The sequence below is a fragment of the Vicinamibacterales bacterium genome, assembly GCA_036496585.1.
In the GTDB taxonomy this organism is placed as follows: Bacteria; Acidobacteriota; Vicinamibacteria; order Vicinamibacterales; family 2-12-FULL-66-21; genus JAICSD01.
On the sequence record DASXLB010000049.1, the window covers coordinates 1 to 21617 of the forward strand.

20 protein-coding genes are annotated in these 21617 nt (G+C 68.3%); 12 read left to right on the forward strand and 8 right to left on the reverse strand.

Annotation, left to right across the window (positions count from 1 at the left end; all coding sequences use genetic code 11):
* The 5 genes from VGI12_15570 to glgX all read right to left on the reverse strand — a co-directional run.
* Window positions 1-1729: hypothetical protein (locus tag VGI12_15570; protein HEY2434093.1), on the reverse strand; the 1729-nt coding region annotated here is incomplete at its 3' end.
* Between the two features lie 37 nt (window positions 1730-1766).
* Window positions 1767-2408 (reverse strand): ATP-binding cassette domain-containing protein, encoded by a 642-nt coding sequence (locus VGI12_15575; protein ID HEY2434094.1) that lies wholly within the window; start codon window positions 2406-2408, stop codon window positions 1767-1769.
* The gene (modB, locus tag VGI12_15580; protein ID HEY2434095.1) at window positions 2405-3064 is read right to left on the reverse strand and encodes a molybdate ABC transporter permease subunit; all 660 of its coding nucleotides are present in this window, start codon (window positions 3062-3064) and stop codon (window positions 2405-2407) included. Before modB ends, VGI12_15575 begins: the two co-directional genes overlap by 4 nt.
* Before the next feature lie 2 nt (window positions 3065-3066).
* A complete protein-coding gene (gene modA / locus VGI12_15585) occupies window positions 3067-3837 on the reverse strand; it encodes a molybdate ABC transporter substrate-binding protein (GenBank protein ID HEY2434096.1) in 771 nt (256 codons plus the stop codon).
* Between the two features lie 49 nt (window positions 3838-3886).
* The gene (gene glgX, locus VGI12_15590; protein ID HEY2434097.1) at window positions 3887-6007 is read right to left on the reverse strand and encodes a glycogen debranching protein GlgX; all 2121 of its coding nucleotides are present in this window, start codon (window positions 6005-6007) and stop codon (window positions 3887-3889) included.
* A gap of 72 nt (window positions 6008-6079) precedes the next feature.
* On the opposite strand from glgX, the gene ggt reads away from it, so the two are divergent.
* The 9 genes from ggt (at window position 6080) to VGI12_15635 (ending at window position 14252) form a co-directional block, all read left to right on the forward strand.
* On the forward strand, window positions 6080-7831 hold the full coding sequence (gene ggt / locus VGI12_15595; protein HEY2434098.1) for a gamma-glutamyltransferase: 1752 nt from the start codon (window positions 6080-6082) through the stop codon (window positions 7829-7831).
* Between the two features lie 264 nt (window positions 7832-8095).
* Entirely contained in the window at window positions 8096-8413 is a 318-nt protein-coding gene (hisI, locus tag VGI12_15600) for a phosphoribosyl-AMP cyclohydrolase (GenBank protein ID HEY2434099.1), read from the forward strand.
* Window positions 8410-9297 carry an ATP phosphoribosyltransferase gene (gene hisG / locus VGI12_15605; GenBank protein HEY2434100.1) on the forward strand — a complete coding sequence of 296 codons (888 nt, stop codon included), beginning with the start codon at window positions 8410-8412 and terminating at the stop codon, window positions 9295-9297. The genes hisI and hisG overlap by 4 nt, the downstream gene beginning before the upstream one ends.
* Window positions 9298-9355: 58 nt before the next feature.
* The gene (gene hisD / locus VGI12_15610; GenBank protein ID HEY2434101.1) at window positions 9356-10594 is read left to right on the forward strand and encodes a histidinol dehydrogenase; all 1239 of its coding nucleotides are present in this window, start codon (window positions 9356-9358) and stop codon (window positions 10592-10594) included.
* Between the two features lie 2 nt (window positions 10595-10596).
* Window positions 10597-11604, forward strand: a complete 1008-nt coding sequence (locus VGI12_15615; GenBank protein ID HEY2434102.1) for a histidinol-phosphate transaminase — start codon at window positions 10597-10599, stop codon at window positions 11602-11604.
* Window positions 11589-12176: an imidazoleglycerol-phosphate dehydratase HisB gene (hisB, locus tag VGI12_15620; GenBank protein ID HEY2434103.1), complete on the forward strand. Its 588-nt coding sequence runs from the start codon at window positions 11589-11591 to the stop codon at window positions 12174-12176. Before VGI12_15615 ends, hisB begins: the two co-directional genes overlap by 16 nt.
* Window positions 12173-12796, forward strand: a complete 624-nt coding sequence (gene hisH, locus VGI12_15625) for an imidazole glycerol phosphate synthase subunit HisH (GenBank protein HEY2434104.1) — start codon at window positions 12173-12175, stop codon at window positions 12794-12796. The genes hisB and hisH overlap by 4 nt, the downstream gene beginning before the upstream one ends.
* Window positions 12790-13584, forward strand: coding sequence for an imidazole glycerol phosphate synthase subunit HisF (gene hisF, locus VGI12_15630; GenBank protein ID HEY2434105.1), 795 nt, complete (start codon window positions 12790-12792; stop codon window positions 13582-13584). Before hisH ends, hisF begins: the two co-directional genes overlap by 7 nt.
* Complete coding sequence (locus VGI12_15635) at window positions 13578-14252, forward strand: HisA/HisF-related TIM barrel protein (protein ID HEY2434106.1); 675 nt, start codon at window positions 13578-13580, stop codon at window positions 14250-14252. The genes hisF and VGI12_15635 overlap by 7 nt, the downstream gene beginning before the upstream one ends.
* A gap of 76 nt (window positions 14253-14328) precedes the next feature.
* Here VGI12_15635 and VGI12_15640 read toward each other — a convergent pair whose 3' ends face one another.
* Entirely contained in the window at window positions 14329-16743 is a 2415-nt protein-coding gene (locus VGI12_15640; protein ID HEY2434107.1) for an ABC transporter permease, read from the reverse strand.
* 91 nt (window positions 16744-16834) lie between these two features.
* On the opposite strand from VGI12_15640, the gene VGI12_15645 reads away from it, so the two are divergent.
* From VGI12_15645 to VGI12_15655, 3 genes are all read left to right on the forward strand, one after another.
* A complete protein-coding gene (locus VGI12_15645; protein HEY2434108.1) occupies window positions 16835-17527 on the forward strand; it encodes a DUF4097 family beta strand repeat-containing protein in 693 nt (230 codons plus the stop codon).
* A gap of 23 nt (window positions 17528-17550) precedes the next feature.
* The gene (locus VGI12_15650; protein HEY2434109.1) at window positions 17551-19815 is read left to right on the forward strand and encodes a M28 family peptidase; all 2265 of its coding nucleotides are present in this window, start codon (window positions 17551-17553) and stop codon (window positions 19813-19815) included.
* 166 nt (window positions 19816-19981) lie between these two features.
* Window positions 19982-20461 (forward strand): hypothetical protein, encoded by a 480-nt coding sequence (locus tag VGI12_15655; GenBank protein HEY2434110.1) that lies wholly within the window; start codon window positions 19982-19984, stop codon window positions 20459-20461.
* A gap of 16 nt (window positions 20462-20477) precedes the next feature.
* On the opposite strand, the gene VGI12_15660 is transcribed toward VGI12_15655, so the two are convergent.
* Together VGI12_15660 and VGI12_15665 are read right to left on the reverse strand one after the other, a co-directional pair.
* Window positions 20478-20711 (reverse strand): helix-turn-helix transcriptional regulator, encoded by a 234-nt coding sequence (locus VGI12_15660; GenBank protein ID HEY2434111.1) that lies wholly within the window; start codon window positions 20709-20711, stop codon window positions 20478-20480.
* A gap of 2 nt (window positions 20712-20713) precedes the next feature.
* Window positions 20714-21559: an IS1 family transposase gene (locus VGI12_15665; protein ID HEY2434112.1), complete on the reverse strand. Its 846-nt coding sequence runs from the start codon at window positions 21557-21559 to the stop codon at window positions 20714-20716.
* Window positions 21560-21617 lie beyond the last annotated feature (58 nt).

Genomic DNA, 21617 nt, shown 5'->3' on the forward strand with positions numbered 1-21617 from the left:
TCTGCGGCGTCGATGCGAGGTCGTAGACCGACGCGCCGCCGCTCTCGCGCATGTGCGCGACACGCGGCCAGGGAAGCGGCTGGTCTTCGGCGAGACCGAAGTGCCGCTTCACCTCCGGCGCCTCCCAGTCGTCGATGCCCAGGTACGGATGCAGCCCCTCGCGTTCCAGCTCGGGGACGATGCGCGCGCGATAGTCGGGATCGATGAGGTCGTACCTGAGCGTCAGCCGTCCGCCCCAGATGCGGATGTTGCCGCTGTGCTGCATCGCGAAGACGACGGCGTTCTCTGGAAGGTTGTCGCCGACAAATGCCGCCACATCGGCGTAGCGGTGTTCGTCCTTGCGCAGCTGCCCGAAGATGGAGTGGTCGAGCGCGAAGCTCGTCGCCTGTCTGACGATCAGGAGCACCATGGTCATCGCGAGGACCGATCCCCACGGGCGAGGGATGCGCCCGGCGGCGACGGCGAGGCCCGCGGTCATCAGCACCGAGAGCGCGCCGATGCCGGGCAGCAGGAACCGGAGGTACCACCAGTCGTCGAACGGCGTGTAGGTGATGTACGACACCAGCGTCGCCAGGACGAACGCCCAGCACAGAGCGATCGCCGGCCGTTCGCGCGATGGACGCAGCAGCGCCCAGAGCGACACGAACGCGAGGAGAATCCAGAACGACTGCGAGTACCAGAACCAGGCCGGATAGCGCTGCAGGTTGGGAATGACGTTCGCCAGCGAATAGATTTCGGCCGACCGGCCGTAGCCGGATGCCAGCGGCGAGCCGTACCAGCGGGTGTTGAGCAGCGCGACGGCTGCCACCACCGGGACGAAGGGCAGCGAGAACAGCGCCGCACGCACGAATCGCTCGCTGCCGCGCGCCCTCAGGAAGATCCAGAAGACGAGCACTGCGGCCAGCAGCAGCAGGTTCGGACGGACGAGCAGACCAAGCGCCGCGGCCACGCCGCCCAGGATCGCGCCACGGCGCGAATTGCCCAGGGCGCCGGCCAGGCCGCCCGTCCAGAGCGCGCCGGCCGGCACGTCGCTCATCGGCCAGAGCGCCTGGAAGAGCACGACGGGCGTGGTCGCCGCGACGATCGCGGCGATGACGCCGCCCATCGGTCCGACGGCCCGCCGCCCGACCAGGAACGTGCACCATACGAACAGCGCCGCGCACACCGGAACGACCATGTACGGGCCGATCCGGCCGAGCGTCACGATGCCGACGGCCATCAACAGCGGCAGGCCCGGCGCGTAGGTCGGCACCATCGTGTGCGGCGCCGTTCCGGGACGATGCCCGAGCGGGATCTGCATCAGGTCGCCCGACGGGAACGGCAGCGAGAGCCGCAGCGGATATGCCTGCGGCAGCTGCCGGTTCACCCAGCCATACGCCTGGCTGACGTAGCCGTAGGAATCGGACCCGCCGGCGGTGCATCCTCCGAAGTAGACGGCGTGGGCCGCCGCAGCCGCTGCCACCAGGAGCGCGAGCGGCACGGCCCGCCGCCGCAGCAGCCGCGTCGCCCGATCGATATCGCGCGCGAAGGCCTCCCGGTAGAACGCGCCCTGCACGGCCAGCAGGACAATCGCGAGCAGGAGCGGGCGGAACGGATCGCGAGATCGGAGGAGCACCCCCGCGATGCGCCATTCGATGCCGCCGGTGACGAAGACCAGCGCCGCCCATGCGGTGAAGGCGACCGCAATCGCGAGCAGGATCGTCCGCACGCGGCTCGAGGGATCGCTCACGCCTCAGTCTCCGCCGGGTGCGGCGACAGGTCGAGGCTCACGATCGCTCCTCGACGTCGACGATCCGGCCGTTGTCGATCGTGACGACCCGGTCGGCGAGCTCATCGACCTCCTGCCGGTCGTGGGAGACATAGAGAATCGGCACCTTCAGCTCGTCGCGGACGCGGCGCAGATACGGCAGGATGCGCCGGCGCAGCGCCACGTCCACCGCCGCCAGCGGCTCGTCGAGCAGCAGCAGCGACGGCCCCGACATCAAGGCGCGCCCGAGCGCGACGCGCTGGCGCTCGCCGCCCGACAGATCCGTGACCCGCCGATCCACCAGCCGATCGATCTCCAGCATGGTCGTCACGCGTTCGGGATCGAGCGCGGACGCCGCGTGGGATCCGTAGCGAAGATTCCCGCGGACGTTCAAGTGCGGGAAGAGCGCCACGTCCTGCGGCACGTAGCCGATGCGGCGGCGGTAGGGAGCGACATCGAGGCCGAGAGCGCTCGAGAACAGCGCGCGACCGTCGACCGCGATCGTGCCTCGCGAGGGGCGTCGCAAACCGGCGATCGTGTCGAGAATCGTCGTTTTTCCGGCTCCGGAGGGGCCGAACAGGGCCGCGGCGCGCCCGTCGATCTCGAAGGCGGCCGCCAGCGTGAACGCTCCCTGCACGAGGGTGATGTCGACGGCGATCATGCCGGGCGCCGCTCGACCAGGCGGTTGGATGCCCACATCGCGGCAAAGGCGATCGCGACCGAGATCAGCAGCAGCGTCAACGCGCGGGCGTCATGTCCCGTCTCTGCGTCGGTGTAGATCGCGACGGCCAGCGTCCGGGTGACCCCAGGAATGCTGCCCGCCACGACGATCGTCGCGCCGAACTCGCCGAGCGCGCGCGCGAAGGCGAGCACGGCACCGGCCAGCACCGACGGCCACGCCAACGGCAGCGACACCGTCAGAAACACCCGCAAGGGGCGGGCGCCGAGCGTCGCCGCGACCTGTTCGTAGCGCACGTCGATCTGTTCGAAGCCGGCGCGCGCCGTCCGCACGAGCAGCGGCAGGCCCATGATGCCCATCGCCAGCACCACGGCCTTCCAGGTGAACACGACGTCGATGCCGGCGCGGTCGAGCAGTTGGCCAACCACGCCGCGGCGGCTGAGCAGCATCAGGAGGATGAGGCCGGTCGCCACCGGCGGCATGACCAGCGGCATCGAGACCAGGGTTTCGACGAGGGTGCGGCCGCGGAAGCGGCGCCGGGCCAGCAGCCAGGCCAGGCCGACGCCAGGCGGCAGCACGATGGCCGTCGAAGCGGCGGCGCACAGCACCGTGAACCACGTGATCCGCCAGATCTCCATGCTCAGCGCGGTGCCGCGGCAAGCGTGAAGCCGAACCGTTCGAAGATGCGCGCCGCCGTGGCGCCGCGCAGGAAGTCGAGGAACCGCCGCGACTCGTCGACCGCGGCGGACGTCTTCAGGATCGCGCCAGGATAGACAATCCGCGGCCCGCGCTCGAGAGGGACGACGTAAGCGACGGTCGCCTTCAGGGCGATCCGGGCGTCGGTCCGATAGACGATCGCCGCGTCGGCGGCGCCCGATTCGACGGCGGCCAGCGCCGCCCGCACGCTGCCGCTGGGCACTACTTTGGCCTCGAACACCGTCCACAGATCGAGCTGCTGCAGATATTGCTTCGCGTACACCCCGGCCGGCACCGCCTCGGGATCGCCGAGCGCGATCCGGCGGAAGGCCGGCGACGTCAGGTCGCGCGGCCCGGCGAGGGTGCGCGGACGATCGCTGGGCACGACGATCGCGAGCTGGTTGCGCAACAGATCGACGCGGGTGCCGTCGAGCAGGAGCTGCGCCGCCGCGACCACGTCCATCTGCGCCTCGTCGGCGCTGACGAACACGTCGACCGGCGCACCGCTCGTGATCTGCCGCGCCAGCACGTTCGACGCCCCGAAATCGAATCGGATCGAGCCCCGTCCCTCGCGTCCGTACTCCTGGGCGACCGCCGTGAGGACGTCGGTCAGGCTGATCGCCGCCGACACGGTGATCGGCCTGGCCGCCGGCATGCCCTGCGGATAGAGCGCGGCACAGGCGGCGAGGAGCACGGCCATCAGCGGGCGGATCACACCGACAGCTTAATACGGCGCCCAGCGCCTCGCGCACCCCGGGCCCGGGCTACGTCTGCAGCCGCCGCAGCAGCACCAGCGACCAGCCCTGCACGTGCAGATGTTCGCCCGCGGCAAGCGCGCGGCCGGACGCCTCGCCGTCCACGTGATCCGGCACGGCGCTGGTGTCGAGCGCGATCGACCAGTGCTCGCCCCATTTCGATTCCGGCAGCACGAATTCGACCGGCTCGGAATGCGCGTTGAACATCACGTAGAAGCTGTCGTCGACGACGCGCTCGCCGTGCAGGCCGAGCGTCGGGATCGCCTCGCCGTTCAGGAAGACGCCGAGCGACTTGGCGAAGCCGGTCTGCCAGTCCTGATCCGACATCACGGTGCCCCCTGGGGTGAACCATCCGATGTCGCCGACCTCGCTGCCGCGGATGGCGCGTCCCTGGAACCAGCGGCGGCGGCAGAAGACCGGATGTGCGGAGCGGAGCCGGATCAGATCGCGGGTGAAGCCGAGCAGCGCCTGGTCGGCGTGCGCCCAGTCGTACCACGAGACCTCATTGTCCTGGCAGTAGCCGTTGTTGTTGCCTTGCTGCGTGCGGCCGATCTCGTCGCCGCCGCAGATCATCGGCACTCCCTGCGACAGCAGCAGCGTCGCCAGGAAATTGCGCACCTGTCGGTTGCGCAGTCCGACGACGTTGGGGTCGTCGGTCGCGCCTTCGGCGCCGCCGTTCCACGAGCGGTTGTGGCTCTCGCCGTCGCGGTTCTCCTCGCCGTTGGCGTCGTTGTGCTTGTCGTTGTACGAGACGAGATCGTGCAGCGTGAAGCCGTCGTGCGCGGTGATGAAGTTGATGCTCGCGTAGGGCCGCCGCGCCGTCCCCTGATACAGATCGGAGCTGCCGGTGAAGCGCGAGCCGAACTCGGCCAGCGTCTGATCGGTGCCGCGCCAGAAGTCGCGCGTCGAGTCGCGATACTTGCCGTTCCATTCCGACCACAACGGCGGGAAGTTGCCGACCTGGTACCCCCCTTCGCCGATGTCCCACGGCTCGGCGATCAGCTTGACGCGGTTGATGATCGGATCCTGCTGGATCAGATCGAAGAACGCCGACAGCCGGTCGACGTCGTGCAGCTCGCGCGCCAGCGTCGCCGCCAGGTCGAAACGAAAGCCGTCGACGTGCATGTCGGTGACCCAGTAGCGGAGGCTGTCCATGATCAGCTGCAGCACGTGCGGGTGCCGCATGTTCAGCGAGTTGCCGGTGCCGGTGTAATCGAAGTAGTAGCGCCGCTTGTCGGCGACCAGCCGGTAGTAGGCGGCGTTGTCGAGCCCCCTGAACGACAGCACGGGGCCGAGATGGTTCCCCTCGGCGGTGTGGTTGTAGACCACGTCGAGGATCACTTCGATGCCTGCGGCGTGCAGGGCCTTCACCGCCGCCTTGAACTCGCGCACCTGTGAGCCGTCGCTGCCTGACGAGGCGTACTCGTTGTGCGGCGCGAAGTAGCCGATCGAGTTGTAGCCCCAGTAGTTGCGTAGGCCGCGGTCGAGCAGCAGCGAGTCCTGGACGAACTGGTGTACCGGCAGCAGCTCCACAGCGGTGACGCCAAGCTCTCTCAGGTAGTCGATCGCCGCCGGGTGCGCGAGTCCGGCGTAGGTGCCGCGGATGTTCTCGGGCAGCGGCGAGAGAAGCTTCGTGAACCCCTTGACGTGGGTTTCGTAGACGATCGTCGTGTGCCACGGCGTATTCGGCGGCGCGTCGTCGCCCCAGTCGAACGCGTCGTCGACGACCACCGATCGGGGGATGAAAGGGGCGCTGTCGAGATCGTTCTTCGAGTTCTCGGGATCGCCGAAGTGGTACGGAAACAGCGCCTCGTTCCAGTTCCAGGCCCCCTCGATCGCCCTGGCATAGGGGTCGATCAGCAGTTTGCGCGGATTGCACCACTGCCCCTCGTCGGGCGCCCACGGTCCGTGCACGCGGAAGCCGTAGCGTTGCCCAGGCTTGATGTCAGGGAAGTAGCCGTGCCAGCAGAGCGCCGTCAATTCCGGAAGCCGGACGCAGGTTTCCGTGCCCGCCGCGTCGAACAGGCACAGGTCGACGCGCGTCGCGACCTCGGAAAACACCGAAAAGTTGGTGCCCTGCCCGTCGTACGTGGCACCAAGCGGGAACGGCTCACCCGGCCATATGCGCATGCGACGGCTGAGTCGTGCAAGATCCGAGCCCCACCGTTCCGCTGCCGGCGGCGCCGGTGCTAAGCTTCGCCGATGCTCGCTTTGGCTCGTCCCGCCGCCGTGGCTGTCATGATCGTCTTTGGCGTCGCTCTGCCGTCGCGAATTCAGACGTCGGCCGACAAGGGCGTGGCCTCGCAGGACGGCCTCGTCGTCTGCACCTCGGCGCCGGCGTGCGATGCAGGAGCGGCGATCCTCTCGCGCGGCGGCAACGCCGTCGACGCCGCGGTCGCCACCGCGTTCGCGCTCGCCGTCACACACCCGAGCGCCGGCAACATCGGCGGCGGCGGCTTCATGGTCGTCCGGGCCGCGACCGGCGCCGTCACCACCTTCGACTATCGCGAGAAGGCGCCGCAGTCATCGACGCGAACGATGTACATGCGCAACGGCAAGGTCGACATCAGTCTCACCAACGAAGGCTACCTCGCGCCCGGCGTCCCCGGTACCGTGCGCGGACTGGCGCTGGCTCACAAGCGCTTCGGGACGCTGCCGTGGAAGGACGTCGTCATGCCCGCGGTCGAGATCGCGGAAGCCGGCTTCGTCATCTCGCCGGCGCTGGCCCGCAGTCTCAACGCACAGCTTGCGGGGGTCATGGGCAAGTATCCCGCGTCGGTCGCTGCCTACGGCAAGCCGGGCGGCGGGCAGTGGGCCGCCGGCGATCGACTCGTGCTCGGCGATCTCGCCCGGACGCTGCGTGCGATCGCCACCGACGGCGCGGACGTGTTCTACCGGGGATGGATCGCCGATCGCATCGCCGACGATCTCGCTGCCAACGGCGGACTGATCACCAGGGCCGACCTCGGCGCCTACGAGGCCAGGGAGCGCGCGCCCGTCACGGGCGAGTACCGTGGCTACGACATCGCCGCGATGCCTCCCCCGAGCTCCGGCGGCGTGGCCCTCGTCGAGATGCTGAATATCCTCGAACCCTACGATCTGAAGAGCAAGGGTGCGGCCTCCGCTGAGGCCCGGCATCTCGAGATCGAGGCGATGCGCCGTGCGTATCTCGATCGCGCGCGATTCCTCGGCGATCCCGACTTCGTCCAGGTTCCGGTCGCCAGTCTGACCGCGAAGGACCACGCGAAAGAGGTGGCCGCCAACATCGACCCTGCGAGGGCCAGCAGCAGCGCCGAGATCGGCAAGGACATCCTGACGCTGGCGCAGGCGGCGGAGCCGGATGAAACCACGCATTTCTCGGTGATCGATCGCGGCGGGATGGCGGTCAGCAACACCTTCACGCTCGAAGGGGGCTACGGTTCGCGCGTCGTCGTGAAGGGCGCGGGATTCCTGCTCAACAACGAGATGGGCGATTTCAACAAGAACCCCGGCGTCACCGACGACAAGGGCACGATCGGAACGCCCGCGAACCTGATCGATCCCGGCAAGCGGATGCTCAGCTCGATGACGCCGGTGATCGTCTCGAAGGATGGCAAGCTCGTGCTGGTCACGGGATCACCGGGCGGCCGCACCATCATCAACACCGTGTTTGCCGTGGTGCTCAACGTCACGGCGTTCGAGATGAACGTGCGCGAGGCGGTCGACGCGCCGCGCATGGACCATGAGTGGATGCCCGACAGCGTGCGTATCGAACGCGGCGGCGCCGACGATGCCTTGCTCGCGAGCCTGAAGGCGATGGGACACCTCAATGTCAGCGCCGGCGGATTCCAGGGTGACGCCAACTCGATCCTGATCGACGGGGCCGGTACAGCGTGGGGCGCGGCCGATACGACGCGCAGCGCGGACGGTAAGGCGTCCGTCCCGTCACGGGCGTCGACGTCCGCCGTGCGGTAGCGCGTTCGCGGGCGTCACGGGGAGGTCATCCGGGCGTCGCCTTGACTTCGGCCGGGCCGAGGAAATACCCTACTCGGCAGATGTTCCGTCTCGCGCATCACCATCGCGGCCACCATCCTGCTTCGGCGGGCCGGCCGGGTTGCGTATAGACGAGCGTCGAGAACCACAGACCATCGCAACCTTCGCCCCGCCGAGCACGACTCGGCGGGGCTTTTTTCGTTTTCGGCCGCTGACGGCCTCGGACAGGAAAGTCGGAAGTCACCGATGGACTACAGCAAGCTCGATGGACTGATACCGGCGGTCGTGCAGGACGAGGCCAGCGGCGAAGTGCTCATGGTCGGATTCATGAACGACGAGGCGTTCGAGAAGACGCGCGCGACCGGGTTCGCCACGTTCTTCAGCCGGACGCGCAACCAGCTGTGGACGAAAGGGGAGACCTCCGGCAACCGCCTGCGGGTCTCAACGCTGCTCGTCGACTGTGACGACGACACGGTGCTACTGAAGGTGAAGCGGCTCGGCGACGGCAACGTCTGCCACACGGGCACGCGGACCTGTTTTCGGCTGCTGGAGCCGCAGAGATGAAACTCCGACTGGGCATTCCGAAGGGCTCGCTGCAGGACGCGACGGTGCAACTGTTCGCACGGGCGGGCTACACCATCTTCGCCAGCTCGCGCTCGTATTTCCCGACGATCGACGATCCGGACATCGAGTGCATGCTGATCCGCGCGCAGGAGATGGCGCGCTACGTCGCCGACGGCGTGCTCGACGCCGGGCTCACCGGGCTCGACTGGGTCGCCGAACACGACGCGGCGAACGGCACCGGCAGCAGCGTCGTCGCGCTGGCGGATCTGGTGTACGCCAAACAGAGCTTCGGCAAGGTGCGCTGGGTGCTGGCCGTCCCCGAAGATTCGCGGTATCACACGCCTGAGGATCTCGACGGCGGCACGATCGCGACTGAGCTGGTGCGCGCGACCGACGCCTACTTCGCGCGCAAAGGCGTCAAGGTGAAGGTCGAATTCTCGTGGGGCGCCACGGAAGTCAAGCCGCCGATGCTGGCCGACGCCATCGTCGAAGTGACCGAGACCGGGTCGTCGCTGCGCGCCAACCGCCTGCGCATCATCGACACCGTGCTCGAGTCGAACACGCAGCTCATCGCCAACCGGACGGCGCTCACCGATGGGTGGAAGGCGACCAAACTCGACAACATCGCCGTTCTGCTGAAAGCGGCGATCGAAGCACAGGGACGCGTCGGCCTCATGCTGAACGTGCGGCGCGCCGAACTGTCGCAGGTGCTGGCGCTGCTGCCGGCGCTGCAGCGGCCGACCGTGTCGCCGTTGAGCGACGACGACTGGGTCGCGGTCAACACGATCATCGAGGAACGGACGGTGCGCGATCTCATCCCGCGACTCAAGGCGGCGAATGCGCAGGGCATCGTGGAGTATCCGCTGAACAAGATCGTGGTGTGAGATTTGGAAATTTGGAAATTTGGAAATGTGGAAATGTGGAAATGTGGAGATGTGAGACGTGAGGATCGTCGAGGCTTCTGACGACTCCGCACTGGCGGCCATCCTCGATCGTTCGGCTGCACGGACTCCCGACGTCGAGGGCGCGGCGGTGAAGATCGTGGCCGACGTACGAGAGCGCGGCGACGTGGCGGTGCGCGAGTACGCGGCACGGTTCGACGGTCTCGACGGCGGCTTCGAGGTCACGCGCGCCGAGATGCGTGCGGCGGCGACGCGGGTACCGACGGACGTGAAGCGCGCCATCCGCTACGCCGCCGCGAACATCCGGCGGGTGGCGGCGCGCCAGGTGCCGACGCCGTGGCGCACGTCCCCGGTTCCCGGCGTGACGGTCGCGCAGCGGGTGACGCCGCTGGACCGCGTCGGCTGCTACGTCCCTGGCGGCCGCTATCCCCTGCCCTCGTCGCTGCTGATGACCGCGATTCCGGCGCGTGTGGCCGGCGTACGGGAGGTGATCGCGATGTGCCCGAAACCGGATCCGACGGTCATGCTCGCGGCGCTCGACGCCGGCGTGACCCGGTTGTTCCGGCTGGGCGGCGCGCACGCGATCGCCGCGCTCGCCTACGGCACCGCATCGATCCGGCGCGTCGACAAGATCGTCGGACCCGGTAACGCCTACGTGGCGGCCGCCAAGGCGCTGGTGGCGGGCGACTGCGCGATCGACTTCTTCGCCGGGCCGAGCGAAATCCTGATCATCTCTTCCAGCGGCCGCGCCGGCTGGATCGCCGCCGACCTCATCGCCCAGGCCGAGCACGACGAGCACGCGCGCGCCGTGCTCGTCACGCCGAGCCGTCGGCTGGCCCGCGCCGTGGCCGCCGAGATTGCCGCGCAGATGCCGCCGCGAGGCCCGGCTGCGGCCGCCCTCGCGAATAACGGCGCCATCGTCGTCACTCGCACGCTCGCCGCGGCCGTCACGCTCGCCAACCGCATGGCGCCGGAACACGTCGTCTGCGATTCGCCGGCGGTGGCGTCACAACTGACGCGCGCCGGCACGGTATTCGTCGGCGAGTTCAGCGCGCAGGCCGCCGGCGACTACGTCACCGGCTCGAATCACGTGCTGCCGACGAGCGGCGCGGCGCGATCGCGAGGCGGCCTCTCGGCGGCCGATTTCGTGCGGTTGTCGACGGTGCAGACGGTGACCCGCGCCGGCCTTCGCCGCATCGGACCGCACGGCGTCGCACTCGCCGTCGCTGAAGGCCTCGATGCGCACGCCGCGTCGATGCGGGTGCGGCTGGGCTCGTGACAATGCTTCGCCTGCACCTCAACGAAAACACCGCCGGCTGCTCGCCCGCCGTCCTCGACGTGCTGTCGCGCCTGGGGCGGGGAGACGCGGGCGTCTATCCGGATTACGAGGAGGCTGCCGCCGCCGTCGCTGCCTCGCTCGGCGTGCCGGTCTCCCGAGTGGTGCTGACGAACGGCATGGACGAAGGCATTCTCGCCGCCGTTGCCGCCTCATTTCGCGATCGACGCGGCGGCATGCCGGAAGGACTCGGCGTCAGGCCGGCGTTCGACATGTACGAGACATTTGTCACCGCGCTCGGCGGACGCATGGTCACGGTTGCCATGGACGACGGGTTCCGCTTGCCGGTGCAGGCGCTCCTCGACGCGGTGACTCCGGACACGCAGATCGTCTTCGTCACCAATCCTCACAATCCGACCGGCGCGCTCGTGCCGGCCAATGAGATCCGTGCGCTGGCCCGCCGGTTGGCGCCGATCCTGGTCTTCGTCGACGAGGCGTATGGCGATTTCGCGGGCGAGAGCGTGCTGGACAACGGCACGCTTTCGGACCTGCCGAATCTCGTCGTCGGGCGGACGTTTTCGAAGGCCTACGGTCTCGCCGGACTGCGGGCCGGCGCGCTCGTCGCCCGTGAAGACACGCTCGCGCCGATGCGCCGTGTCGTTCCCCCCTTCAGCCTCAACGCCTGGGTCACCGCCGTCCTGCCGGCTGCCGTCCGGGATCGCGACTACCGCAACTGGTACGTCGCGCAGTCGGCGGAATCGCGGCGCCTGCTCGCGGACGCGTGCACGCGGCTTGGACTGCGGACGTGGCCGAGCCACGCCAATTTTCTGCTCATCCACGTCGGCCACGCGGCGCCTGCGGTCGTCGCCGCGCTCGCGGCGCGCGGTATCCGCGTTCGGGATCGGTCGCAGGAGGCAGGATGCGAAGGCTGCATCCGGATCACCGCCGGTCTGGTCGAAGACACTCGCCGGCTGATCCCTGCATTCGAGGAGGTAGTATGCGCCGGGCGTTGATCGTCCGAGAGACGCGGGAGACGTCGATTCACCTGAAGCTCGCCATCGAGGGGCGCGGCCGCTACAAGGTCGCCACCGGCATCCGCTTCTTCGACCACATGCTGGAACTGTGGACGCGGCACGGCGCGTTCGATCTCACGCTGAAGGTGGCCGGCGATCTCGACGTCGACCAGCACCACACCGTCGAGGACACCGGCATCGCGCTCGGCGAAGCGATCGCCGCCGCGCTCGGCGACAAGCGCGGCATCAATCGCGCCGGCTACTTCGTGATGCCGATGGACGAAACGCTCGCGGTCGCGGCCGTCGACCTCTCAGGGCGTCCGCACGCCGTGGTCGATCTCGCGCTGAAGACCAGGCTCGTTGGCGACCTGCAGTCGGAGCTGGTGCAGGACTTCTTCGAGGGCTTCGCGCAGGGCGCGCACGCCAACGTGCACGTCAAGGTCCTCTACGGCCGCTCGAGTCATCATCAGATCGAGGCGATCTTCAAGGCGTTCGCCCGCGCGCTGCGGGTCGCGTGCGCGAAGGACAGGCAGCTCGGCAGGATGTTGCCCTCCACGAAGGGGCTGTTATGAGCGGGGAACGACGCTCCGGCCGCGGGCCGCGGGTTGCGGTGGTCGACTACAAGGCGGGGAACCTGACATCGCTGCTGAAAGGGCTCGTGGCGGCTGGCGCGGATCCGTTCGTCGCCGACGACGACACGGCGGTGTCGCGCGCCGATGCCATCGTCGTTCCGGGCGTCGGGAACTTTGCCGCGACAACGGCGATTGGCGCCGAACTGCGCGGCGCCATCACCACAGCCGCCCGCCGTGGCGTGCCTCTCCTCGGCATCTGTCTCGGACTGCAGTTTCTCTTCGAGACCAGCGAGGAGGCGCCGCAAGTGCGCGGGCTGGGCCTCCTCGAGGGCGACTGCTACCTGTTGCACGGCGACGTCAAGGTTCCGCATGTCGGCTGGAACACCCTGGAGAAGCGCGCCGATTCGCCGATTCTCGCGGGGGTGCCGGCCGCGGCCTACGTGTATTACACGCACTCCTACGCGGTCCCCGTCACCGCCGCGACCGTCGCCAGCACGACCCACGGGACGGCGTTTGCTGCCGTGGTCGACAGCGGACGCGTCTTCGGCGTCCAGTTCCATCCGGAGAAGTCCGGCGAGGACGGCATGCGCATCCTGCGCAACTTCGTGGCGCTGTGCTAGCCAAGCGCATCATCGCCTGCCTCGACGTCCGCGACGGCTGCGTCGTCAAGGGCGTGCAGTTCCAGGATCTGGCGTCGGCCGGCGATCCGGCGGCGCTGGCGCGGCGCTACAATGCGGAGGGCATCGACGAGTTGGTCATCCTCGACGTGACCGCGACGCTCGAGAACCGGCGGGCGCTCGCCGAGACGATCCGCCGCGTCTCGGCAGAGCTCTTCATCCCGCTCGCGGTCGGCGGCGGCATCCGCTCGGAGGCGGATGCGGCGGCGGCCCTTGACGGCGGCGCCGACAAGGTCGCGCTGAACAGCGCCGCGCTCGCCGACCCCTCGCTGGTCACCCGGCTGGCGCGCCGCTATGGATCGCAGGCGGTCGTCGTCGCCATCGACGCGAAGCGCGGGGACCTGGGCGCCGAAGCGCGGAGCGCGAAGGCGGCTCGCTACGCCGTCTTCGCGAGGAGCGGCAGCACCGCGACGGGACGCGACGCCGTCGAATGGGCTCGCCAGGCAACGGACGCCGGCGCCGGCGAGATCCTGCTGACCTCGATCGACCGCGACGGGACGCGATCCGGCTTCGACTGCGGGATGACGGCGGCGGTGTCGTCCGCGGTGCCGATTCCGGTCATCGCCTCGGGCGGTGCCGGCAGCTTCGAACACTTCCACGACGTCTTCACGGAGGGCCGCGCCGACGCGGCGCTGGCCGCCTCGGTCTTTCATTTCTCGGAACACGCGGTGTCGGATCTCAAGTCGTACCTGCACGGGCGCGGTGTGCCGGTGAGGCTCTTGCCATGCTGATTCCGTCGATCGATCTCCAGGGCGGGCGGATCGTGCAGCTCGTGCAGGGAGAGCGTCTCGCGCTCGCCAGCGACGACGTCGACGGCTGGATCGCGAAATTCAGCGCGTTTCCGAAAGTGCAGCTGATCGATCTCGACGCCGCCAAGAACGCAGGGAACAATCGCGCGCTCGTCGGGTCGATCTGCCGGCGCCTGCCGTGCCGGGTCGGCGGCGGCGTGCGCGGCGTCGACGACGTGCTCGCGATCCTCGAGGCTGGCGCCACCAAGGTGATCGTCGGCTCACGGCTGTTCCGCGGCGGAACGGCCGACCTGGTTTTCGCCGACACGCTCGCGTCAGCGGTCGGCGCCGACCGGCTTGTCGCCGCGGTCGACGCCAAGGGCGGCCGAGTGGTCATCGACGGCTGGAGAACTCAGCTCGACGTCACGCCCGTGGAGGCCATCCGAAGCCTCGATCCGTTCTTCGGCGAGTTCCTCTTCACCAACGTCGACGTCGAGGGGCTGATGCAGGGGATCGATCGTGACGCGGTTGCTGCGGTGCGGCGCGCCACCACCCGCGCCGTGACCGCGGCCGGCGGGGTCACGACGCAGGAAGAGATTGACTGGCTCGACGGCATCGGCGTCGACGCCGTGGCCGGCATGGCCATCTACACCGGACGGCTGAAGCTCTAGTTTCGTCCGAGGAGTGTCCCCGTCGGACTCATACGCGCGGCGCTCGTTCGCTCACTCAGCAATTCTCAGCGCGCCGCTAGTCCTCACGGAGCGCCCGTATCGGGTCGACTGCCGCCGCGCGCCGCGCGGGGAGGTAGCAGGCGACGAAGGCCACCAGCCCGAGCAGCGCGGTGACGCCGGCATAGGCGAGCGGATCCGCGGACTGCACGCCGAACAACTGGCTGCGGAGGAGACGGGCAGCCGCGATGCTCGCCGGAATGCCGACGCCGAGTCCGATCGCCACCAGGCGCCCCCCCATCTTCAGGAGCAGGCCGGCGACGTGCGTCCGCGGCGCCCCGAGCGCCAGGCGGACGCCGATCTCGTGCGTACGCCGCGTAACGTGAAACGACAAGACGCTGTAGATGCCGGCCGCCGCCAGCGCCAGTCCGAGGGCCGCGAACGCGCCGAAGAGGGCCATCGTGAATCGCGGCTGAACGACTTCCTGACCCAGGACTTCGCTGAGCGTGAACGGCCGTCCGAGCGGCTGATCGGCGTCCATCTGGCGGACCAGCGCGCGCACCGGATTCAGCTGCAGGTTGGGATCGCCGGAGCTGCGCACGGCGAGCGTCCGCTGCGCGGGTGCGATGATCGTGTAGGGCAGCACGAAGACCGGCGCCGGATCGTCACGGAGGCCGTTGTTCTTCGTGTCGGCGATGATGCCGATGATCGTGACATCGGGCGGACGGCTGGTGTCGACGAGAGTTCGGGCCGGTGGATGCTCGAGCGCCGCCAGCCGCAAGCGCGCGCCGAGCGGACTCTGGCCGGCCGGCCACAACGCCGCCGCCGACTCGTTGATCACCGCGACGCGATCGCCGCGCCGTACCTCTCCGGCGTCGAACATCCGGCCGGCGCGGAGCGCGATGCCGAACACGCGAAGGTGATCGGCGCCGGCCAGATTGACCATGAGCCGCCGCGCCGGATCCGGGGCCACGCCGGGAATCGCCACCGCGGCGGACGGTCCGCCGAACGGCAGGCCGAAGGTCGCGGCCTCGACACCGGGCAGCGCGGCGACCCGATCCAGGAGTGCCTGGGCGAACTGGTTCCGCTGATCGATCGTCGCGTATTTCGCGGCGGGGAGCGGCAGCGCGACCGCCAGTACGTGGTCCGCCTTGATTCCGCCGTCCATCGACTGCAGCGCGACGAACGTACGCATCGTCAGCGCCGACCCGATCAGCAGCACGACCGAGAGCGCCACTTCGACGGTGACGAGCAGATCGCGGACGTGGCTGCCGTGCGCGCCGGCGCCGGTGCTGCGCGACGCTTTGAGCGCGTCGGTCACGTCCGGATTCGACGACTGGAGCGCCGGCGCCAGGCCGAACACGATGCCCGTCAGCACCGAGACCCCGAGAGAGAACAGCAGCACGGGCACGTTGATGGTGACGCGCGCTTCGTTCGGCACGTAAAAGTCCGGCATGAGCGCGACGATCGCGCGGATGGCGCCGAACGCGAACAGCACGCCGAGCACGCCGCCCGCGACCGAGAGCAGAATGTTCTCGGTCAGCAGCTGACGCAGCAAACGGCGTCGGTCGGCGCCGATCGAGATGCGGACGGCGATTTCGCGCGCCCGTGACGTGCCGCGCGCCAGCTGCAGGTTCGCGACGTTGGCGCATGCGATGAGCAGCAGGAACGCGACGGCCCCCATCAGCAGGCGCAGGCTGGTCTGCATCTCACCGCTCGCGACGGTGACGTCGAGATAGTTGTCGAGCGTGGTCGTGAAGCCCCGCGTGGGGAACGCCGACGGCTTCTCGCGCGCGAGCTGGCGGTTCAAGGCGTCGAGCTGCTGCTCGGCCACCTGCTTCGAGACGCCGGGCGAGAGCCGCATGATGGCGTTGATGCCGGTGATGTCGGTGCGCGCCGGAGCCAGCGGCAGCCAGAAACTGTCGTTGCCGTACCAGCCGAAGCGCGGCGGCATGACGCCGACGATCGTGTGAGGGCGGCCGTTGAGGGTGACGGTGCGCCCGAGCGCGGTGGGGCTGCCGTCGAACAGCCGGAACCACAGCCGGTTGCTCAGGACGACAACGGGCTCAGCGGTGCCGTCGGCACGAATGTCCGACGGCTGGATCGTGCGGCCGGCCACCGGCGGCACGCCGAGGAAGTTGAACGCGTTCCCCGACATCAGCACACCGCCGAAGCTCTCGGGCCCGAACTCGCCGGTCATCAGCACCGTCTCCCAGGAGGTCGCCATGACGCCCGAGAAGGCCGGCACGGCGGCGAGACGCGGCAGCTCGTCGAGCATGTAGGTGTGGCCGCCCCGGCCATCGACGGCCTGGATGCGAGGCGCCCAGATCTCGCCCGGCCTGGCGTAGGGATACGGCGCGATGAGGACGCCGTAGATCACGCTGAAGATCGCGCACGTGGCGCCGATGCCCAGCGCGAGTGACAGCAGTGCGACCAGCGTGAAGGCCGGGCTCCTGCGAAAGGAGCGAACCGCATATACCAGGTCGTGGGTCATACGCAGGCATTAGACGGGCCGAACGGTGGTGCGGTTTGCGCCCTATAAACGCCGGCCGTCGCGATTCCGTCTAAACCGGGCGAGGAGAAGAATGACGATTTCAACCCGACTGGCGGTCCCGGCTCTGCTGGGCGCCCTCCTGTTCTCTCTGCCGGCGGCGGCGCAGGCCACGCAGACGGAAACCGAGCGCGTGGATCGGACGGCCGCGATTCACCCGGGCGGACAGCTCCGGCTCAAGAACTTCTCGGGCCACGTGACCGTTACCGGCACCAACCGCGCCGACGTCGCTATCCATGCCGTGCGGCGCGCGACCCGCGACCGCCTCAACCACATCAAGCTCGACGTCCAGGAAACCGGCGACAGCGTAATCATTGAGGCCAACAAGAAGGACAGCGACTGGTCCGAGCGCAACGACAACGTCGTCGAGACCGACCTGAACATCGAGGTGCCGTCAGACGTCATGGTCGATGTCGACGCATTTTCGAGCGACGTGATCGTCAAGGACGTCCGCGGCACCCTCCGCGTCAAGACCTTCTCGGGCAGCGTCGATCTGTCTGGCAGCGACAAGGCGATTCACGCCGAAACGTTCAGCGGCAACATCGACGTCAGGATTTCGCAGGGAACGGCTGCGTCGATCGACTTCGACAGCTTCAGCGGTGAGCTGCGCACCGACGTGCCGATGACCTTTCGGTCGTCGAACCGCCGTCGCGTGCGCGCCGACATCGGTGCGGGCGGTATCGACTACTACTTCAAGACGTTCTCCGGCGACGTGCGCATTCAATAGCCGCCGCCTGATAAGCTGTCGGCGTGAAGCGGCGGGCTCTGCTGTTGCTCCTGCTGTGCGCGGCGTGTGCGCGGCCGGAATCCAGGTTCTCGCTCGACAACGCTCGCGCGCACGTGCAGATGCTCGCGGGCACAATCGGCTGTCGCGCCATCGGCACGCCTGAGAACGCCCGCGCGCGCGCCTACCTCGTCGATCAGCTGCGCCTCTACGGCTACGACGTGCGCGTGCAGGAGACCGACGCGCGGCGGCCCGACCTTGGCAGGACGGCGCACGTCTTCAACATCATCGCCGTCAAGGCCGGCGCCGAGTCGGCGGCGCTCGGGCTGGTGTCGCACTACGACTCGTCGCCCGACGCACCTGGAGCCGCCGACGACGGGCTCGGCGTCGCGGTGTCGCTGGAGACGGCGCGGCTGCTGGCGGCGCGCGGCGACCGTCGGCACGCGCTCTTCGTCCTGATCACCGACGGAGAGGAAGCCGGGCTGATGGGCGCCGCCGGGCTCGTCACCGATCGCGAGGTGATGGGCCGACTGCAGGCGTACATCAACATCGAGGCGACGGGCAACGACAGCGGGGCGCTGCTGTTCGAGGCCGGGCCGGCGAACGGCTGGATCGTCGCGCCGTGGGCGCGGCGGGCGTCGCATCCGCGGGGCACGTCGTACGGCATCGAGATCTATCGCCGCCTGCCGAACGACACCGATTTTTCGATCCTGAAGCGGCACGACCTGCCCGGGCTCAACTTCGCCGCCGTCGGAGACAGCTACGCCTATCACACCGCGCGCGACACCGCCGATCGGCTCACCGATCGCGCGCTGCTCGAAACGGGAGAGAACGTGGTGGACACGGCGATCGCGCTCGACGCCCTCGACCTGAGTGCGCGCGACAACGCGCCGCGAACCACGTTCTTCGACGTCGGCCGGACGTTCGCGCTCTCGTGGGGACCCGGCGTCTCCTGGTCGATCGCGGCCGCGTCCCTCGTCTTCGGCCTGCTGGCGTGGTTTCGAACCGTGGGCGCCAGCCTGCGGATGCTGGGCGGATGGCGCTGGGCGCTCGAGGGCGTGTGGACGATCGTTGGCGTGGCGCTGGTCGCGGCCGCGATGGTCGGCGGCACCTGGGCGCTGCGGGAATCGCGGGCTGTCTACCATCCGTGGTACGCGCAGCCTGGCCGGCTGTTCGTGCTGCTGATCGTCCTCGGGACGTTGGCCGGCTGGCTGGCAAGCCGCCTCGGCGCACAGCTCCCGGCCCGCGCGCACGGTCCGCGGCATCCGATGTTCGTCTGGAGCGTGACGCTGCCGCTCTGGGTCGTGCTCGCCGGGGTCATGGGCGCGACCGCGCCGTCGGCGGCCTACCTGTGGACGCTGCCGCTGCTCGTCGCCGGTATCGGTCTGCTGGCGATCCCGGTCGGCAACATCCACGCGGTGCGCATCGTCTCGGTCGTCGTGCTGGGCGTGGCCGGCACGCTCTGGCTGCGCGACTGCGCGGAGTTGCTGCGGTTTCTCGTCGCCCTCCTCGCGCGGCTGCCCCTGATCACACCGGTCTGGCTGTATGCGGCGGTGATGCTCGCGGCGGGCGCGATGGTCGTGCCGCCGCTCGTGGCCGCCGTCGCGGCGACGCGGCCGCTGGTCCGTCCGGCGCTCGGCACGGCATGCCTGCTGGCGGCGGCCGCGATCGCCGGCGGACTCGCCCATGCCGCGCCCGCCTATACGTATCGCGAGCCGCAGCGGCGGTCGGTCCGCATGTTCGTCGAGTCGAATGCGTCGACGGCCACGGTCGAGGTCGCCTCGCAGGAACCTGGGCTCGATCTCGACGCGGGCGCGCCTGGCGGCTGGTTTCGTGCGACCGACGCACTCCAGGGCAGCGTCCCGTGGCCGCGCTTTGCGCTGCCATTCGTCTTTCGCACGAGCGTGCCCTCGCCCGGGCCGCCGCCCGCGGCGGCGGCCTTCACCGTGACGCCGGTCGCGGCGGGCAGCGAGGTGACCGTCACCGTGGTCCCGCGTGAACCGGGGCTGAGCGTCGCGTTCCTCGCGCCCGAGCACGTGACGCCGGCACGCAGCAATCTCCCCGGCATCGTGACGGGCGGACGCTGGCGGGCGCTCTATGTCGCGATTCCGGTCGACGGCGTGACGTGGCAGGCCTCGTTCAAAGCGGGGACCGAGGGAGCGCTGCCGTCGGCGACCGCGATCCTCCTCTCGACGCGGCTTCCGGGCGGCACGGGCTGGCAGAGCCTGCCGGCGTGGCTGCCGCAGCAGAACGCGGTCTGGCACGCCGAAGCCATGTGGGCGCTGCGCTGAACATGCCTCTGTAGGGCGGACCTTTAGGGGCACTGTCTCAGTTTACTTAAAGTAAGTAGCTAACCGCTGTCGAGTATACTGCGATATGCGGCTATGGGGATCGCTAACGTGGCGCGGCATCGCCATCGAGTTAGACACTGTGCCAGCGCAAGCGCATACTCCCGCCATGACTGAATGGATTGACCGGCTCCGAAACGGCCTGAGCGACTCACAGCGGCGCGCGAACGACTCGCGCAACGAAAAACTGCTTGATGACAGCTTGCTCCAGAGCCGCATGCCGGAGTTCTTGGAAGGCGTCACAAAGGCGTTCGAGGATCTCGCGGCCGAGTTAAGCGATAAGGTCGGTCCGGTTGATTTCAAAAAGCGCGGAAATGGATTTCAGATCCAGGGCGGAAAGTCCGTCAAGCTCGACGTCCTCGCGAGCTACGACTTACGCGGCCACCACATGCAGTTCCTTATCAAGAAAATAGGAGCGGCATACGTCTCAGGCGATGGCGCAATGACCACGTACTCCCTCTACATTGACGGCAACAAGCTTGTGTATGCCGCGCAATCCAGTCAGCCGGACGGGCGCAAGATGCTTTATTCCGGCGAGGAGATTGCGTCAGAAATCCTACAGAAAGCCGTGACAGCGGACATGTTCTGACGGGTACTACCAAGCCTCATTCAGGCAAGAGCAAATCGCGGATGTCACAGTTGAGCGCGAGCGCGATCAGCGCTATCGATTCGAGCGAGGGATTCTCAGTCCCTCGCTCGATCCTGTAGATGAACTCCTCGGTCATGTAAGCCAGTTTCCCAAGCTCACACTGAGTCAAGCCGCGTTCGCAGCGAAGTTCCTGCACGCGGTCGCTGAACCGCAACAAGGTGGGCCGTGCAAGGAGCTTGGGCGAGGCCACTATTACGCGGCTTTTTTCTCGGCTGCATCGAGCAGCCGCACAATATCTTCAATCGTCCAGACGCGATCCGCGAGGCCAGCGATCATCGCAGGCGTGCCCTTTAATGCCGCCTGCTTGCGCGCGAAGTTGTAGTAGACGTAGTGCAACGCGATGGCGTGGCAGTGATTCTGAATCTTCTTGGAGTGCCCGTTCGTCAGCCGCGTGAATCGGCGCATGCCCATCCGCATCGTGAGGTTCTGACGCTCGATGTACGACGTTGAGATGTAGCCGGGATCGGGCGTGCCGGAGATCACTTCCTCCTTTGACGAGAGACACACTGGCGGGGCGTATCTCCGCTCCTCCCTCGGGTCGCTGCCGTACACTTTTATCAACCTCGCATAGTCGATGTCGTTGCCGAAGGCTGATTCGACGGCGACGAGGTACGCGTGCAGGCCGTCCGTGGTGAGCTGCACGCGATTGGCGAGGCGATCCGCCAGGTCGTGCATGAACTCGTAGCCTGTTTGCGCTGTGCGGCGTCCCACAGTCCACGACAGCACCAGTTTGGAATCCGCATCCATGCCCACCCACGTCCACACGTCGCCGTAGCCGAACTCGCCCTTTTTTCCCTCGGGCACGTTTTCACGACGTGCGTAGCAGAACGTCCAGATCTCGTCTGCCTCGATACGCTTCGCCTTCACGTTGCGAACGTGCTCATCGTGGAAGTTCGCGCAGGCCGTGCCCAATTCCACGAGCAGTTTCGTGACGGTGTTGATGCTCACGCCCGTCATCCGGGTCACGCTGCGGAGGCTGTTCCCCTCCACCAACGCCGCCACGATTTGCGCCCGCTTTGCCGTGCTCAGCCTGTTCATACTGAACATTATGCGTAAGACTGTGGCTGGAGTCAAGGATTCTTGTGTGCGTACACAA

What these genes read in the sequence shown, in the direction of transcription:
- VGI12_15575 (HEY2434094.1), bottom strand. Translation starts at nt 2,408, where the DNA reads ATGATCGCCGTCGACATCACCCTCGTGCAGGGAGCGTTCACGCTGGCG.
- modB (HEY2434095.1), bottom strand. Translation starts at nt 3,064, where the DNA reads ATGGAGATCTGGCGGATCACGTGGTTCACGGTGCTGTGCGCCGCCGCT.
- glgX (HEY2434097.1), bottom strand. Translation starts at nt 6,007, where the DNA reads ATGCGCATATGGCCGGGTGAGCCGTTCCCGCTTGGTGCCACGTACGAC.
- ggt (HEY2434098.1), top strand. Translation starts at nt 6,080, where the DNA reads ATGCTCGCTTTGGCTCGTCCCGCCGCCGTGGCTGTCATGATCGTCTTT.
- hisI (HEY2434099.1), top strand. Translation starts at nt 8,096, where the DNA reads ATGGACTACAGCAAGCTCGATGGACTGATACCGGCGGTCGTGCAGGAC.
- hisG (HEY2434100.1), top strand. Translation starts at nt 8,410, where the DNA reads ATGAAACTCCGACTGGGCATTCCGAAGGGCTCGCTGCAGGACGCGACG.
- VGI12_15615 (HEY2434102.1), top strand. Translation starts at nt 10,597, where the DNA reads ATGCTTCGCCTGCACCTCAACGAAAACACCGCCGGCTGCTCGCCCGCC.
- hisB (HEY2434103.1), top strand. Translation starts at nt 11,589, where the DNA reads ATGCGCCGGGCGTTGATCGTCCGAGAGACGCGGGAGACGTCGATTCAC.
- hisH (HEY2434104.1), top strand. Translation starts at nt 12,173, where the DNA reads ATGAGCGGGGAACGACGCTCCGGCCGCGGGCCGCGGGTTGCGGTGGTC.
- VGI12_15635 (HEY2434106.1), top strand. Translation starts at nt 13,578, where the DNA reads ATGCTGATTCCGTCGATCGATCTCCAGGGCGGGCGGATCGTGCAGCTC.
- VGI12_15640 (HEY2434107.1), bottom strand. Translation starts at nt 16,743, where the DNA reads ATGACCCACGACCTGGTATATGCGGTTCGCTCCTTTCGCAGGAGCCCG.
- VGI12_15645 (HEY2434108.1), top strand. Translation starts at nt 16,835, where the DNA reads ATGACGATTTCAACCCGACTGGCGGTCCCGGCTCTGCTGGGCGCCCTC.
- VGI12_15655 (HEY2434110.1), top strand. Translation starts at nt 19,982, where the DNA reads ATGACTGAATGGATTGACCGGCTCCGAAACGGCCTGAGCGACTCACAG.
- VGI12_15665 (HEY2434112.1), bottom strand. Translation starts at nt 21,559, where the DNA reads ATGAACAGGCTGAGCACGGCAAAGCGGGCGCAAATCGTGGCGGCGTTG.